The organism is Streptomyces sp. NPDC093252, from assembly GCF_040683675.1.
Classification (GTDB): Bacteria; Actinomycetota; Actinomycetes; order Streptomycetales; family Streptomycetaceae; genus Streptomyces.
This window is the reverse complement of the sequence record NZ_JBFBEM010000017.1, coordinates 199,064-214,953: the sequence shown is the minus strand read 5'-3', so window position 1 is coordinate 214,953 and position 15,890 is coordinate 199,064. Positions and strand designations below refer to the sequence as shown.

Genomic DNA, 15,890 nt, shown 5'->3' with positions numbered 1-15,890 from the left:
GGACCGTCGCCCACCAACTCGCCCGCCACGGCACCGGCACCGGCATCGCCACCCTCTGCATCGGCGTCGGCCAGGGCCTCGCCCTCGTCCTGGAACGCTAGGAGCATCCGATATGACCGCCGACAGGACCGCCGCCGCCATGACCCTCACCCAGCACACCATCGACCAGGAGATCGCGGCCCTGCGCTCCGCCTACGAGAAGGGGGTCGCCGACGGCGCCCCGGTCGAGCACCACCCGCGCCGCGACTACGCCCCGTACCGGTCCTCGGCCCTGCGGCACCCCAAGCAGCCGCCGGTCGCGATCGATGTGCGGGCGGACCCGGAGCTGGTGGAGCTGGCCTCGCCCGCGTTCGGGGAGCGGGACATCACCGAGAGCGACAGCGATCTGACGATCCAGCACAGCGGTGAGCCGATCGGGGAGCGGATCACCGTCTCCGGGCGGCTGCTGGACCGGGACGGGCGCCCGGTGCGCGGCCAGCTCATCGAGATCTGGCAGGCGAACTCCGCCGGCCGCTACGCCCACCAGCGGGAGAAGCACGACGCCCCGCTCGACCCGAACTTCACCGGCGTCGGCCGCACCCTCACCGACGCCGACGGGGGCTACCGGTTCACCACCGTCCAGCCCGGCCCCTACCCCTGGCGCAACCACGACAACGCCTGGCGCCCGGCGCACATCCACTTCTCCCTCTTCGGGACGGCGTTCACCCAGCGGCTGGTGACCCAGATGTACTTCCCCGCCGACCCGCTCTTCCCCTACGACCCGATCCTCCAGTCCGTCACCGACGAGGCGGCGCGGGCGCGGCTGGTCGCCACGTACGACCACGGTCTGTCGGTGCCGGAGTTCTCGATGGGCTACCACTGGGACATCGTCCTCGACGGCCCGCACGCCACCTGGATCGAAGAAGGACGCTGACCACCATGACGAAGATCGACACCGGCCGCCCCGAACAGGTGCTGCCGACCCCGTCGCACACGGTCGGCCCGTTCTACGGCTACGCGCTGCCGTTCACCGGCGGAGCGGAGATCGCGCCGCTCGGGCATCCCGACACCCTCACCGTGCACGGATATGTGACGGACGGTGAGGGGCAGCCGCTGCCCGACGCCCTGGTGGAGATCTGGGGGCCGGACCCGGACGGCCGGATCTCCCGGACCGACGGTTCGATCCGGCGGGACGCGGCCTCCGGCGGCTACGCGGGCCGCAACGGGGTGGAGTTCACCGGCTGGGGCCGCGTCCAGACCGACGCCGACGGCCACTGGTACGTACGGACGCTCCGGCCGGGCGCGCGCGGGAGCAGTGCCCCGTATCTGAGTGTGTGCGTGTTCGCGCGGGGGCTGCTGGTGCATCTGTTCACCCGGGTCTATCTGCCCGGCGACGAGGCGGCGCTCGCCGCGGACCCGCTGCTGTCGGCGCTGCCCGACACGCGCCGGGACACGCTGATCGCCCGCCCGGAGGCCCCCGGCGCCTACCGTTTCGACATCCGCCTTCAGGGCGAGGGCGAGACGGTCTTCCTGGAGTTCAGGTGACATCAGCGGCATCCCCCACTCCCTCCCCCTCCCCCGGCGAGCTGCTCGCCCCCGGCTGGGCGGGCTCCCCCGCCGCGGCCACGACCGGTGACCCGGCCTACCTCCGGGCCATGCTGGACGCCGAGGCCGCCCTGACCCGGGCGCAGGCCGCGCTGGGGCTCGTCCCGGCCGGGGCGGCGGGCGCAGTCACCGGGGCAGCCGACACCGCCCGCTTCGACCTGGCGTCCCTCGCGGCGCGGGCGCGCGGCGGCGGCAATCCGGTGATCCCGCTGGTGGCCGATCTGACGGCGGCGGTCGGCCCCGAGTTCGGGCCGTACGTCCACCGGGGCGCGACCAGCCAGGACATCCTGGACACGGCGGCCATGCTGGTCGCCCACCGCACCCTCGGCCCCGTCCTCGCCGACCTGGACCGCACCGCGCGGGCGCTGGCCCGGCTCGCCGCCGCCCACCGGGACACCGCGCTGCCCGGCCGCACCCTCACCCAGCACGCCGTGCCGACCACGTTCGGGCTGAAGGCGGCCGGGTGGCGGTCGCTGGTGCTGGACGCCCGCGACCGGCTGACGGCGGTCCGGGAGGCGCTGCCCGCGCAGTTGGGGGGCGCGGCCGGCACACTGGCCGCGTTCGGCGCGTACGGCGCCGCCGACCCGGTCGCGCTGCCGGCGGCGTACGCCCGGGAACTCGGGCTGACGGCACCGGGGCTGCCCTGGCACACCCTGCGCACCCCGGTCGCCGATCTCGCCGGGGCGCTGGCCTTCACGGCGGGGGCGCTGGGCAAGCTCGGGGTGGATGTGCTGACCCTGTCGCGGACCGAGATCGCGGAGGTCGCCGAGGGCGGGGGCGGCGGCTCGTCGGCGATGCCGCACAAGTCCAATCCCGTGCGGTCCACGCTGATCGTGGCGGCGGCGCGGCGGGCGCCGCAGCTCGCCGCGGTGCTGTACGGGTCGCTGGTCGCCGAGGACGAACGCCCCGCCGGGGCCTGGCACGCCGAGTGGGAGCCGCTGCGGGAGCTGCTGCGGCTGACCGGCGGGGCGGCCCGCGACGCGGCCGAGCTGGCGGCGGGCCTGCGGGTGCGGCCGGACGCCATGCGGGAGCATCTGGCGCTGACCCGGGGGGCGATCGTCTCCGAGCGGCTCTCCGCCGAACTCGCCGGGACCCTGGGCCGGGCCGCCGCGAAGGAGCTGCTCACCCGCCTGGCGGCGGAGGGACGGCCGCTGGACGAGGCACCCGAGCTGTCCGGCGCCGATCTCGACCCCGCCCACTACACCGGCTCCGCCGGAGCCCTCACCGACCGAGCACTGGAGCGACCGTGACCCTGCTCAACCACCGTACGGAAGGGTCCGCTTCCGCTCCCCCGCTGCTGCTGGGGCCCTCGCTGGGGACGTCGTACGCGCTGTGGGACCGGGTGGCGCCGGAGCTGTCGGTGACGCATCGGGTGGTCCGCTGGGATCTGCCCGGTCACGGCGGTTCGGCGCCGGAGCTGATCTCGGCCGGGGCGACGGTCGGGGACCTGGCCGCGCTGGTGCTGGCGCTCGCGGACACCCTGGGCATCGACCGGTTCGCGTACGCCGGGGTGTCGCTGGGCGGGGCGGTGGGGCTGTATCTGGCGGTGCACCATCCCGAGCGGATCACCTCCCTCGCGGGGATCTGCACCTCCGCGCACTTCAACGGGGAGCGGCCCTTCCGGGAGCGGGCCGCGCGGGTCCGGGCCGAGGGGCTGGACTGGCTGGTGGAGAGCGCGGACGCGCGCTGGTTCGCGGGTGACTTCACGGTGCCCCGACTGGTGCGGGACCACCGGGACGCCGACCCGGAGGCGTACGCGGCCTGCTGCGACGCGCTCGCCGCGTTCGATCTGCGCGACCGGCTCGGCGCGGTCACCGCCCCGGCGCTGCTGGTCGCCGGGCGCGAGGACCGGGCGACCCCGCCCGCGCATCTGCGGGAGATCGCGGACGCCGTGCCGGGCGCGGCGCTGGTGGAACTCCCCGGCGCCGCGCATCTGGCGCCCGCGCAGCGCCCCGAGGCGGTGCTGGCCGCGCTCCGCACCCATCTCGACGGCCCGGCGGCGCGGGGCATGGAGGTCCGGCGGGAGGTGCTCGGCGACGCCCATGTGGACCGCGCCCAGGCCCGGCAGACCCCGTTCACCGCCCGCTTCCAGGACTTCATCTCGCGCTACGCCTGGGGCGAGATCTGGACCGACCCCACGCTCAGCCGCCGTGAGCGCAGCATGATCACCCTGACCGCGCTGGTCGCCCACGGCCACTACGACGAACTCGCCATGCATGTCCGCGCGGCCCGCCGCAACGGCCTCACCCCGGAGGAGATCGGCGCGGTGCTGCTCCAGACGGCGGTGTACTGCGGGGTCCCGGCGGCCAACTCGGCGTTCGCGGCGGCCCAGCGGGTGCTGGCGGAGGAGGAGGGGGCGGGGGCGGCGGCGCCCGCAGGGTGAACCGCGCGGTCGGTGCCGCCCCCGCCTGCCGTCACCCGCCGGGTCGCCGTCTCACGCCGTGAGGCCGCCGTGCAGGGCCGCTTCGGCGCGCTGGACCAGGCCGTCCGCGCCGCAGGAGCGGGCCAGGGTCAGGCCGCGTTCGATCTCGGCGGCGGAGCGGATGGCGATGCCGTGGTCGACGACGGCCTCGGCGTGCTCGTACTGGCAGGGTGAGGACGCCAGATAGGTGACCGCCTGCGCGGCGAGCCGGACCCTGCGCTGGCCGGTCTCCAGGGCGGCGGCGCAGCGCAGGGCCTCGCCGATCGCGGTGTCGGTGCCGAAGCGTTCGGCCTGGCGGCGGGCGTCGGAGGCGAGCCGGGCGGCGCGGGCCGGGTCCTCGGTGGCGAGGGCCAGCGCCAGTTCGGCGGTCCAGGGCGCGTGCACCGGGTTGTGGCCGCCGCGTGCCGTCGCCGCCTTCTCGGCCGCTTCGAGTTCGTTGACGCCCTCCTTGGTGCGGCCGACGGCGAGCAGCAGACGGCCCCGTACGGTGCGCGGGTCGGGCAGCACGATCGTGGTCGGGTAGGGCGGGGAGAAGCCGTAGCGCTCGGCGATCGTCCAGGCCTCGTCGACATGGCCGCGGGCCAGCAGGGTGTCGACGAGCCCGCAGGTGGCCGACCAGTGCAGGGGCAGCCGTCGGCCGACGCGCTCGGCGAGCCGGAGCGACTCCCGCAGCACCTCCTCGGCCTCGCGGAGCCGGCCGCGTCTGCGGTGGGCCAGGCCGAGGAAGGCGTTGGCGAGGGCGAGGTGGCCGCCGCTCCAGCCGGCGGTGGTGTAGGCGCGCAGCGCCTCGGTGAACAGGCTCTCGGCGCGGTCGAGCCGGTCGGCGTAGGCGTAGCTGCTGCCGAGCATCATCAGCAGCTCTATGCCCCATTCGGCGTCCGTCCAGCCGAGACCGGGTGCGAGCCGTTCGTTGACGAGGGCGCGGTCGCAGTACTCGACGACCTCGGTGGCGCTCTCGCCGTGGGTCATGGCGTCGAAGGCGCGCAGGATGAGCAGGGCGCGTTCGGCGTTGTCGCGGCCGGTGAGGGGGCGGGCGAGGCCGGCGAGCCGTTCGGAGCGGCCGGGGGTGGCTATCTCGCCGTAGATGCCCTCCCACATGTACTGCACGGCCTGCAACCGCATCCGGGCCGGTCCCTCGGGGTGCCGGGCGGCCTCCGCCTCGACGGTGCGGACGGCCTGGTCGAGCTGGTCGTTGTGGAGCAGGGCCTGCGACAGGCGGAAGACGGCGTCGACGCGGGCGGGGCCCTCCAGCCCTGGCATGGCCAGCGCGGTCTGGAGGTGGTCGATGGTGGTGGCGGGCGCGGTGAGGTGGGTGGCGCAGCCGAGTTCGTAGAGGACCTGGGCGTGCACCTCGGCGCGGGGCGGTTCGCGCAGGGCGCGTTCCAGGCAGTCGCGGGCGGCGTCCGGGGCGCCGACGGCGAGATGCTCACGGGCCGCGCCGCGCAGTTGTTCGACGATCTCGGCGTCGTCCTCGGGGTGGAGGTGCAGCAGATGGCGGGAGGCCGCGGCGGCGCCGAGCCCGGACTCGATGACCAGTTCGGCGGCCATGCCGTGCATGGCGGTGCGCAGGGCCTCGGGGATGGAGTGGTAGACGGCGGAGGCGATCAGCGGGTGGACGAACTCCAGATCGCCGCCGGCCGCGGTGGCGTTGGCCGGGTCGGGCGCGGTGAGGATCCGGGCGCCGCGCAGCAGTTCGGCGCAGCGCAGGGCCTCCGGGCGCTCCACGGTGATCAGTTCGGCGACGAGGTCGACGGTGATGCCGGTGCCGAGGATGGCGGCGGCCCAGGCGAAGCGGGTGGCGTTGATGCCGAGTTCGCCGAGGCGGTTGGCGAGGCCGCCGCCGCGGGCCGAGCGGTTGAGGTCGCGCAGTTCGTCGGCGGAGGACTCGACGGGTTCCATCTCGCTGTCGCGGACCTTGGCGAGGAGTTCCACGGTCTCGTAGGGGTTGCCCGCGGTGACCGCCCAGACCTGGCGGCAGAAGGGTCCGTCGGCGTGCTGGCCGACGGTGGCGCGGGTCAGGTCGGCGGTGGCGTCCGGGGTGAGCGCGCTGAGGTCGGTGACGCGGTCGCTCAGCTCGGCGATCCGGTCGAGGTGGCGGGCGGTGTCGCCGCTGACGTCGCCGGGTCTGCGGGCGACCACGACGAGGACGGGCAGATCGTCGAGGCGCTCGGCGAAGGCGCGGAGCCAGCGCAGGGTCTCCTGGTCGGCCCAGTGGGCGTCGTCGATCAGCAGCACCAGGGGCCATTCGCGGTCGGCGAGCCGGCGGACGGCGAGGACCAGGCCGTCGCAGACGCCCTGCGGTTGTGGCTCGATCCCGCCGGGTTCCGCTATGCCGAGGGCGGGGCCGGCGGCGTCGAACCAGTCGCCGAGATAGTCGCGGGCCTCCTCGGGGTGCAGGGAGATCAGCGCGGGCTGGAGGAGCTGGCGGACCACGTTGTAGGGGACCGTGCGCAGGGTCTCGCCGCCGCGGGCGGACCAGACGGTGCAGCCGAGGCCCTCGGCGATCCTGCGGGTGCGGGTGAGCAGGGCGGTCTTGCCCAGTCCGGCGTCGCCGCGCAGCATCAGCAGACGGCCGGTGGAGGAGCGCTCGGCGCGCACGCTCTCCACGGCCTGCCGGAGGGCGGCGACCTCTTCGTCCCGCTCCCACAGCGGTGCCGCCGGGGCGCCCGCCGTGGGCCGTGCCTCCGTCATCCCGCTACCTCCCCAAGTCGCCCGAACGACGTACAGAGATTGAGCGTAGCCCTCCGGCGCACCTCGTGGTGGCCGGTATCGGGCACCTCGTGCCGGGTCGGGTGAACGGGTGTACCGCCGGGCGACGCGCGGGGCGCGCGACGGGGTTTGCGGGGCGCCCCGCCGGTCAACAGCCCTGGAGTGAACGACACCCCCCGCCCGGCGTCCGGCCCCCTCCCTCCCCTCCCACCCCTCTCGCGACGGCCCGGCAGACGGGCCGTGGTGGCGGGTTCGGTGGGCAACTTCATCGAGTGGTACGAGTTCGGCGTCTACGGCTACTTCGCCACCGTCATCGCCGCGCGGTTCTTCACCCCGGAGGGCGGGGGCGACGCGGAGGCGCTGGTGCGCACCTACGCGTCGTTCGCGCTGGCGTTCTTCTTCCGGCCGGTCGGCGCGGCGGTGTTCGGACGGCTGGGGGACCGGATCGGGCGCCGCCCGGTGCTGATCCTGGTGGTGTCGCTGATGACGGTGGCGACCGCGTCGATCGGGCTGCTGCCGACGTACGCGACGGCCGGCGCGCTCGCGCCCTGGCTGCTGACGCTGGCGCGGGTGGTGCAGGGGCTGTCGGCGGGCGGGGAGTTCGGCGGGGCGGTGGCCCTGATGACGGAGTTCGCGCCACCGGGGCGGCGGGGGCTGTACGGGGCGTGGCAGTCGTTCACGGTGGCGCTGGGGCTGCTGGGCGGGGCCGGGGTGGCGGCGGTGCTGGCGGGGGCGCTGACGGAGGCTCAGGTGCACGCGTGGGGCTGGCGGGTGCCGTTCCTGCTGGCGGTGCCACTGGGGGTGGTGGCCCTGTGGCTGCGGCTGGGCCTGGAGGAGACCCCGTCGTTCCGGGCGGTTCGGGGGGTGGGGGCGCGGGAGTTGACGACCCCCGAAACACCGGCCCAGGAGACCCCGGTCAAAGAAACCCCGGCCCAGGGGACCCCGGCCCACGAGACCCGCACCCCGCCCCGGCGGGAGGTCTTCGGTGCCGTCGTGCTCGGGGCCGGGCGGGTGATGGGGTGGTCGGCGGCCGGGTACACCTTCCTGGTGGTGCTGCCGTCGTACCTCCAGAGCACACTGGGCGCGAGTTTCGAGCAGGCGCTGGCCGTCACCGTGCTGGCCAATCTGGGCTTCGCGGTGGTGATCCTGCCCGCCGGGCTGCTCAGCGACCGGATCGGGCGGCGCCCGGTGATGCTGGCCGGGGCGCTGCTGGTGGTGGTGCTGGCACTGCCGCTGCTCGGTGTCCTCCAGGACCCGGGGACGTCCGCGGCGGTGAAGGGGGCGGCGGTGTGCGGGGCGGGCGCGGTGGTGGGGCTGCTGGCGGGGCCGGGCCCGGCGATGCTGGCGGAGATGTTCCCGACCACGGTCCGCCACACCGGACTCGGACTGGCCTACGCCCTGTCGAACGCCGTCTTCTCCGGCTGCGCGGGCCTCATCATCACGGAGACCGTCGAGCGCACCGGCAACGCCGATGTCCCGGCGTACTACGCGGCGGCGGCCTGCGCGCTGAGCGCGTGCGCGCTGGCGTCACTGCCGGGCGCCGCACGCGCGCGCGGACAGGCGGAGGCGGAGTGAACCGGGGCGAGGCGAGGGCCATGCGGGTGATCGGGCTGATGTCGGGGACGTCGTACGACGCGGTGGACGCGGCGGCGGCCGAGATCCGGCTGGACGGGGACGTACTGCGGCTGCGGCCCCTCGGGATGGTGAGCGAGCGCTACCCGGAGGAGGTGCGCGAGTTGCTCGCGGGGGCGCTGCCGCCGTCGGCGGTGACGCTGGCCGAGGTGTGCCGGCTGGACACCCGGATCGGACAGGTGTTCGCGGCGGCGGCCGTCCACGCGGACCGGGAACTGTGCGGCGGGCGGGCGGACCTGGTGGCGTCGCACGGCCAGACGGTCTACCACTGGACGGACGGCACCCGGGCGCGCGGCACCCTGCAACTGGGCCAGCCCGCCTGGATCGCGGAGGCGACCGGGCTGCCGGTCGTCGCGGACTTCCGCCCCCGGGACATCGCCGCCGGCGGCCAGGGCGCCCCGCTGGTCGGTCTGGTCGACACCCTGTGGCTGCGCGGCCGTCCCGGCACCCCGGTCGCCCTGAACGTGGGCGGGATCGCCAACCTCACCGCCCCCGACGGCACCGCCTTCGACACCGGCCCCGGCTGCGCCCTGATCGACGCGGCGGCCCGGGGGTTCAGCGGGGGGCGGCTGGAGTACGACGCGGAGGGCCGCCTCGCGGCGGCGGGACGTGTCCACTCCGGGCTGCTGGACCTCCTGCTGACGGAGCCGTACTACGCCGCGCCCCCGCCGAAGACGACCGGAAAGGAACTCTTCCACCCCGGCTATCTGCGGGACGCGCTGGCCGGGGCCGGGGCCACGCTCCCGGCGCAGGATGTCATCGCCACGCTCACCGCGCTGACCGCGCGCACGGTGGCGGACGCGGTCCGCGCGGTGGGGGCCACGGAGGTGCTGGCCTCCGGCGGCGGCACCCGCAACCCGGTCCTGACGGCGATGCTGGCGGATGCCCTGCCCGGCGTCCCGGTGCGCCCCTCGGACGCGCTGGGCCTGCCGTCCGCCGCCAAGGAGGCGTACGCCTTCGCCGTCCTCGGCCATCTCACCGTCCATGGCCTGCCCGGCACGACCCCGGCCGGGACCGGCGCCCGCCACCCGAGCGTCCTGGGCTCCGTGACGCCGGGCGCGCGGGGGTTCCCGTACCGGGCGCCGGTGGCGGGCGGGGGGCCGCGGCGGCTGGTGGTGGAACCCGCCTGAGAAAGGTTCGGCCACTTGTGACCGGTCCCTCTCATCCCGCTTTCACAGATGCCTCATACGGTTGGGTCATGACGCAGGTGACTCCTCCCGGGTGGTACGCCGACCCGGGGCAGACAAGTGACGGTCCGCCCACCGAGCGCTGGTGGGACGGCAAGGCATGGACGGAGCGGACCCGTCCCGCGGCCCCGGCCGCCGCGTGGGGTCCCCCGGGGCAGCGGGCGGCGGACGATGACACCCCGGCCGAGGGCGCGGACCCGGCGCCCGCGCCCGAGGCCCCCGGCGCCTCCGACGCCGCTCCCGAAGCGCCGACGGCCACCGCCGTGCCGCTCGGCAAGCAGCCCGCCGACCCTCCGGCGGACTCCCCCGCTCCCGCCGCCTTCCCGGCGGGCCCCCACGATCCGGCCGCCGCCCCTCCCGTGCCGCCGCCCGCCTACCCCGCGTACCCGGGCCAGCAGGCGTACCCGGGGCAGCAGGGGTACCCGGGGCAGCAGGGGTACCCGGGGACCGGCTATCCGCCCCCCGGCCAGCCCCTCCAGCCGGGGCAGCCCGGTCAGTACGGGCAGCTCAGCCAGCCCGAATACCTCGGCGGCCACCCGGCCTATCCCGGGTACCCGGGGCAGCCCGTGCCGCCGCGCCGCAAGGGGCTGCGGATCGGAATCGCGGTCGGCGTCGCCGCCGCCGTGCTCGCCAGCATCGGTGTCGGCGTCTACGCCCTGACCGGCAACGACGGCGGCAGCGACCGGGCGGGGAACAGCGCGCCGAGCCCGAGCGGCCCCAACCGGGACGGCGCCCCCTTCGGTGAGGGCGAGGGCGGGCCCGGTGGCGGGGACGGCGGCCAGTCGGCCCCGCCGCAGCAGTCCGCGCCGCCGGAGGTCGAGGCCGGGGGCACGGTCTCCGACCCGATCAACGCCATCAGCTTCGAGGTGCCGGAGGGCTGGACCGGGCAGGCGATGAGCGTCGGCGCCCAGATCACCTCCGACGACACCTACGACTGCCCCGGCGACCCCGCCAAGAGCTGCACCAAGGGCGGCGCCTACTCGGCCCCCGCCATCGCGCACGGCACCGAGGGCACCACCCCGGAGGAGGTCGCGAAGGCGGACATCGAGGCCAACGCCGAGGAGTCCTACGGCGGCACCACCTACGGCGCGATCACCTCGCACGAGGTGCTGGCGTCCGAGGCGGTCACGGTGGCCGGGCAGAAGGGCTACCAGGTCCGCTGGAAGGCGGTCACCAGCAAGGGCGCCGACGGGATCGTCGAGTCGCTGGTGTTCCCGTCCCCGGCCAACCCGGAGCAGTTGGTGATCGTCCGTATCGGTGTCGACGCGGGCGAGAACGACGCCGTGCTGGACGAGATAGCCAAGGGCATCAAGGAGTCCGCGGGCGGCGGCACCGCCGGTCAGGGGGTCTGAGCCGCCCGGCCCCGGTTCGGCCGGGTGGGGTTCCTCTCCGCTCCGGAGGAACCCCACCCGGCCGGGGGGTGCGCCGCCCCCGTCCCCACGGTGCGGCGCGGACAGGTCACCGCCCGGTCGTGCCGGGACGGCCACCTGTGTCGGTGGGCCGATGGTCGTCGGCGAGGAGGGACGTCAGGGCCGAAGGTCCGTTCCGTCCGGTGCCGTGAGCCCCAGTGACGGCAGCACCGCGACCTCCACGAACCGCACGAGATAGTCCGGGTCCGCGTGCCGCCCCTCCAGGACCGGGCGGGCGCGCAGCACCCCCAGCATCATCGCCGGTACGTACTCCAGTGCCGGATGCCCCTCGGGGACCTCCCCGCGGGCCACCCCGCGCCGCAGGAGCTCCCGGAGCGCGGCCAGCTCCGGTTCCACCACGGCCTCGCGCAGTGCCTGGCCGAGCCGCCGGTCCTGGACGACGGCGTGCCCGAGGGCCTGGAACAGCCGGGTGTCGTCGGCGGACTCCTCCCCCGCCAGTTGGGCGGCCAGCAGCAGATCGGTGACGAGGGCGCCGGTGTCGACCCCGGCGAACCGCGTCTGGCGCCGGGCGCGCAGGGCCGCCGCGACGAACTCCGGTTTGGTCCGCCACTGCCGGTAGAGCGTGGATTTGCTGCACCGGGTGCTGGCGGCGATGCCCTCCATGGTGACCGCGTCGTATCCGCACTGGCGGAGCTGCTGGATCACGGCGTCGTAGAACTCCTGCTCACGCTCGGGCGTCAGCTTGGAGCGCGGCGAGGCGCCGACCGTCTCCGATCGGTCCGCGGCCTGCGACGTCATGGCTCTTCTCCTCCTCGCCGACTGCCTCGATCCGGCTGCGATCCCCCGGCGGACCACCTGCGGTCCGGCGTCGATCCAGTGGTGCGAAAACCAGGTGTGCCGAATGCCACCGGTACGCCAGTGTACCGGTACTAACTCGTATCGGTACACTGGCGTATCGATACGAACCAGTGTCGATGCAACAGGCATGCATCAGGTGCGCGCGCACCATGAGCGCCATGAGTGAGGGGCCGGGGGATGCGTGAAGCAGCCGAGCCTGCCGGGGCGGAGTCCGATCCTCCGCAACGCCCGCCGATAGTCCGGGAGCTGCTGCTCGTCGCAGGGCTCTTCCTCGTCTACAAGCTCGGCCGGCATCTCGCCGACGGCCACACCGCCGAGGCGTTCCGCAACGCCCGGGACGTGTGGCGGTGGGAGCGGGTGCTGGGGCTGCCCGACGAAGCCTCGGTGCAGTCCCTGTTCCTGCACGGCGACACCCTGATACGGGCCGTCAACACCTTCTACGCCACCGTCCACTTCCCCGCCACGATCGCCTTCCTGGTCTGGCTCTACTGGCGCCGCCCCGGCCACTACGTCTGGGCCCGCCGGGCGCTCGCCACCCTCACCGCCGCCGCCCTCGTGCTGCATCTGGCGTTCCCGCTGGCCCCGCCCCGGATGCTGGCCGGGACCGGCCTCGTCGACACCGGCCGCGTCTACGGCCCGTCCGTCTACGGCCCGCCCGCCACCGACACCCTCTCCAACCAGTTCGCGGCGATGCCCTCCCTGCACTTCGGCTGGGCCCTGATGGTGGCCGTCGGTCTGATCGCGGCCACCCGGACCCGCTGGCGCTGGCTGTGGCTGCTGCATCCGCTGCTCACCCTGCTGGTGATCGTCGCCACCGCCAACCACTACTGGCTGGACGCCGCCGTCGCCGGGGTCCTGCTCGCCGCCGCGCTGCTCGCCGTCCGCGTCCCGCGCGCGGCACCCCGGCGCCGCCCCCGCCGTACGGCCCGTGCGGGGCGGGCCGCCGAGCGTCCGCCGCTGGTCGGGGCGGGCCGGTGAACGCCTCTCTGCTGGCCGTCGTCCTCTCCCTGCTGTCCGCCGTCGGCTACGCGGCGGCGGCCGTCGCGCAGGAGCGGCTCGCCGCCCGCTCCCCGGGCACCGGACTGCTGCGGCTGCTGCGCGGCGGCGCCTGGTGGGGCTCGGTGCTGCTGAACGCCTCCGGCGCGCTGCTGCACGTGGTGGCCCTGCGCTACGGCCCGCTGACCGTCGTCCAGCCGCTCGGGGCGCTGACCCTGGTGGCCGCCGTCCCGCTCGGGGCGAAGCTGGCGGGGCGGCGGGTCAGCGCGACCGAGTGGCGGGGCACCGCGCTGACCCTGACCGGCCTCGCCGCGCTGCTGGTGGCGGCGACCGGCCCGGCCCCCGACGATGTGCTCAGCGTCCGCGAGGCCCTGCTCGTCTCCGCCGCGACGGCGGTGTTCATCGGCGCCCTGTGCCACCCGGGCGTCCGGCCCGGTCTGCGGCACGCCACCGCGTCCGGCGTCGCCTCCGGGGTCGCCTCGGCGCTCACCCAGACCGTGACGGTGGCCGCCACCGACGGCTCCGCGTCGCCGTTCGGCCTCCAGGTCGCCGGGGTCGCCGTCCTGGTCGCGGCGCTGGCGACCGGCGGGCTGCTGCTGTCCCAGACCGCCTACCGCGACGGGCTCGGCGCCCCGCTCGCCCTCGTCACCCTCGCCAACCCGGTGGCCGCCGCCGCGATCGGGCTGACCCTGCTGGGCGAGCGGTTCCGGGGCGGCGCGGCCGGGGTGGTGCTCGCCGTCGGGGGCGCGGGCCTGGCCGCCTGGGGCGTGATCCAGCTCTCCCGCGCCGAGGCCCGGCGCACGGCCGCCGCCGCCCCGGCGGGCCTCCCGGGGCTGCCGACACCCCGGCAGGTCCCGGAGACCGGACACCGGACCGGGGCACCGGACACCCCCGTGAGCGCGCCTAGTCAGTGATGATCGCCGGGTCGCTCACTCCCGGGCGGCCGTTCTCGACATGACCGGCGAAGCGCCGCAGGAACGCGGGGTCGGCGGCCGAGGTGACGGTGAGGTCGTACCAGCGGCGGCTGCGCCCCAGGTCCACGGTGAGGGTGGTGCGCGCGCCGGGCCGGAGCCGGACGGTGCGGTCCCGGTCGCCGTAGGCGCTGGTGATCCTCAGGGTGACCGGGGTGGTGCCGCGGTGGGTGAGGGTCAGTGCGAGGCCGTCGCCGTCGTGGCGGGCGGTGACCTCGGGGCCGGGTGCCGCGTTGCCGCCCCGGAAGGTGCGCAGGAAGCCGTTGGGGCCGTGCGCGGTCAGATCGTAGGAGCCGCCGGAGTAGGCGGAGTTCCAGGTGTCGGCGAGGGTCTTGCCGGCCTCGGTGGTGTACTGCCAGGGGCCGTCGGTGCGGTTGCCGGAGGTGACCAGGAAGGCGGCCCCGGCGCGGGCGCCGGAGGCGAGGCTCAGGGTGAACGTCCCGGCGGCGGTGTCGGCGGAGCCGTCGACCAGCGGGGCGTACTTCAGCGGGCGGGTGGGGCGCGAGCCGCGCTCCTGCCTCGGCATGTCGGGGTCGGCGGGCGGGGTGGGCCGGTAGTCGGGGTGGCGGTCGCGGTCCGGGGGCTCGTAGGCGTCGGTGTCCGGCAGCCGGGCGGGCCGGGTGTCCTTGCGGGAGAAGTCGAAGGCGGCGGTCAGATCACCGCAGATCGCGCGCCGCCAGGGCGAGATGTTCGGCTCCTCGACGCCGAAACGGCGCTCCATGAAGCGGACGATGGAGGTGTGGTCGAGGGTCTCTGAGCAGACGTACCCGCCCTTGCTCCAGGGGGAGACGACCAGCATGGGGACGCGGGGGCCGAGGCCGTAGGGTCCGGCCGCCCGGCCGCCGCCGCCCCGGAAGAGGTCCGGGGAGACATCGACGGTGGACTTGCCCTGGGCGGCCGACTTCGGCGGCAGCGGCGGCACGACGTGGTCGAAGAAGCCGTCGTTCTCGTCATAGGTGATGAACAGGGCCGTCTTCGCCCAGACCGCCGGGTTGGCGGTGAGGGCGTCCAGGACCTGGGCTATGTACCAGGCGCCGTAGTTCGTGGGCCAGTTGGAGTGCTCGGAGAACGCCTCGGGGGCGGCGATCCAGGAGATCTGCGGGAGGGTGCCCGCCGTGACGTCGGCGCGCAGCCGGTCGAAGTAGCCGTCGCCGTTCTTGACGTCGGTGCCGGTGCGGGCCTTGTCGTACCAGGGGTCGCCGGGCCGGGCGGTGCGGTACCGGTCGAAGTAGAGGAGGGAGTTGTCGCCGTAGTTGCCCCGGTAGGCGTCGGGGATCCAGCCCCAGCGGCCGGCCGCGTCCAGGCCGTCGCCGATGTCCTGGTAGATCTTCCAGGAGATCCCGGCCTCCTCCAGGCGCTCCGGGTAGGTGGTCCAGCCGTAGCCGAGTTCCTCGTTGCCGAGGACGGGGCCGCCGCCCTTGCCGTCGTTTCCGGTGTAGCCGGACCACAGGTAGTAGCGGTTGGGGTCGGTCGAGCCGATGAACGAGCAGTGGTAGGCGTCGCAGACGGTGAAGCGGTCGGCGAGGGCGTAGTGGAAGGGGATGTCCTCGCGGGTCAGGTACGCCATGGTGGTGGTGCCCTTGGCGGGCAGCCACTTGTCGTACTTGCCGCCGTTGTAGGCGTGCTGGCCGTCGGTCCAGGCGTGCGGCAGGCCCTCCAGGAACTGCATGCCGAGGTCGTCGGCGTCCGGGTGGAAGGGCAGCACCTCGGTGCCGCCCTGTGTCTGGTGCCACACCGACTTGCCGCTGTCGAGGACGACCGGGCGGGGGTCGCCGAAGCCGCGCACTCCGCGCAGGGCGCCGTAGTAGTGGTCGAAGGAGCGGTTCTCCTGCATCAGGACGACGATGTGCTCGACGTCCTCGATGGTGCCCGTGCGGTGGTGCGCCGGGAGCGCGGCGGCGCGCTCGATGCTGCTCGACAGCGCGGAGAACGCCGTGGTGGCGCCCGCGATCTGGAGGAATCTGCGCCGATTGACTTCGGACATGACGGAACGACCTCTCGTCCTGGTGAGCCGCGACCGGCCGGATGGTGATGATTTGCGCGCGGAAGGAGTGTTCCAAGAGCACCAAACGTCAGGGAAGGGTGCGATGGCGCGGGTGTGAAACTCGGCGGTACGCGAGGTGCGGCAGGGCGTCGAGGGGGGCGCGGGGGCGTCGAGGGG

Annotated in this window: 13 protein-coding genes; 10 read left to right on the top strand and 3 right to left on the bottom strand. The window is 75.1% G+C overall.

Features of this window, described 5'->3' with window-relative positions; translation table 11 throughout:
• The 5 genes from AB0O01_RS31415 to pcaD all read left to right on the top strand — a co-directional run.
• On the top strand, positions 1-101 hold a 101-nt coding region (locus AB0O01_RS31415; RefSeq protein ID WP_365318702.1), incomplete at its 5' end, for a hypothetical protein.
• A 38-nt stretch (positions 102-139) separates the two neighbouring features.
• Entirely contained in the window at positions 140-913 is a 774-nt protein-coding gene (gene pcaH, locus AB0O01_RS31410) for a protocatechuate 3,4-dioxygenase subunit beta (RefSeq protein ID WP_365318700.1), read from the top strand.
• A gap of 5 nt (positions 914-918) precedes the next feature.
• Positions 919-1,524 carry a protocatechuate 3,4-dioxygenase subunit alpha gene (gene pcaG / locus AB0O01_RS31405; protein ID WP_365318670.1) on the top strand — a complete coding sequence of 202 codons (606 nt, stop codon included), beginning with the start codon at positions 919-921 and terminating at the stop codon, positions 1,522-1,524.
• Entirely contained in the window at positions 1,521-2,834 is a 1,314-nt protein-coding gene (gene pcaB, locus AB0O01_RS31400) for a 3-carboxy-cis,cis-muconate cycloisomerase (protein WP_365318669.1), read from the top strand. Before pcaG ends, pcaB begins: the two co-directional genes overlap by 4 nt.
• Complete coding sequence (gene pcaD / locus AB0O01_RS31395; RefSeq protein ID WP_365318668.1) at positions 2,831-3,967, top strand: 3-oxoadipate enol-lactonase; 1,137 nt, start codon at positions 2,831-2,833, stop codon at positions 3,965-3,967. Before pcaB ends, pcaD begins: the two co-directional genes overlap by 4 nt.
• 51 nt (positions 3,968-4,018) lie before the next feature.
• Here pcaD and AB0O01_RS31390 read toward each other — a convergent pair whose 3' ends face one another.
• A complete protein-coding gene (locus AB0O01_RS31390) occupies positions 4,019-6,697 on the bottom strand; it encodes an AAA family ATPase (RefSeq protein WP_365318666.1) in 2,679 nt (892 codons plus the stop codon).
• A 258-nt stretch (positions 6,698-6,955) separates the two neighbouring features.
• On the opposite strand from AB0O01_RS31390, the gene AB0O01_RS31385 reads away from it, so the two are divergent.
• The 3 genes from AB0O01_RS31385 (at position 6,956) to AB0O01_RS31375 (ending at position 10,886) form a co-directional block, all read left to right on the top strand.
• Positions 6,956-8,290, top strand: a complete 1,335-nt coding sequence (locus AB0O01_RS31385) for an MFS transporter (RefSeq protein WP_365318698.1) — start codon at positions 6,956-6,958, stop codon at positions 8,288-8,290.
• Positions 8,291-8,310: 20 nt separating this feature from the next.
• On the top strand, positions 8,311-9,477 hold the full coding sequence (locus AB0O01_RS31380) for an anhydro-N-acetylmuramic acid kinase (protein WP_365318665.1): 1,167 nt from the start codon (positions 8,311-8,313) through the stop codon (positions 9,475-9,477).
• 68 nt (positions 9,478-9,545) lie between these two features.
• Entirely contained in the window at positions 9,546-10,886 is a 1,341-nt protein-coding gene (locus AB0O01_RS31375; RefSeq protein WP_365318664.1) for a DUF2510 domain-containing protein, read from the top strand.
• 174 nt (positions 10,887-11,060) lie between these two features.
• Here AB0O01_RS31375 and AB0O01_RS31370 read toward each other — a convergent pair whose 3' ends face one another.
• A complete protein-coding gene (locus AB0O01_RS31370) occupies positions 11,061-11,702 on the bottom strand; it encodes a TetR/AcrR family transcriptional regulator (protein ID WP_365318662.1) in 642 nt (213 codons plus the stop codon).
• Between the two features lie 237 nt (positions 11,703-11,939).
• Here AB0O01_RS31370 and AB0O01_RS31365 point away from each other — a divergent pair, with 237 nt between their 5' ends.
• Entirely contained in the window at positions 11,940-12,740 is an 801-nt protein-coding gene (locus AB0O01_RS31365) for a phosphatase PAP2 family protein (RefSeq protein WP_365318661.1), read from the top strand.
• Entirely contained in the window at positions 12,737-13,672 is a 936-nt protein-coding gene (locus AB0O01_RS31360; RefSeq protein ID WP_365318660.1) for a DMT family transporter, read from the top strand. Before AB0O01_RS31365 ends, AB0O01_RS31360 begins: the two co-directional genes overlap by 4 nt.
• On the opposite strand, the gene AB0O01_RS31355 is transcribed toward AB0O01_RS31360, so the two are convergent.
• Entirely contained in the window at positions 13,662-15,713 is a 2,052-nt protein-coding gene (locus AB0O01_RS31355; RefSeq protein WP_365318658.1) for a phosphocholine-specific phospholipase C, read from the bottom strand. The two genes, AB0O01_RS31360 and AB0O01_RS31355, sit on opposite strands and share 11 nt — an antisense overlap.
• Between the last annotated feature and the right edge of the window lie 177 nt (positions 15,714-15,890).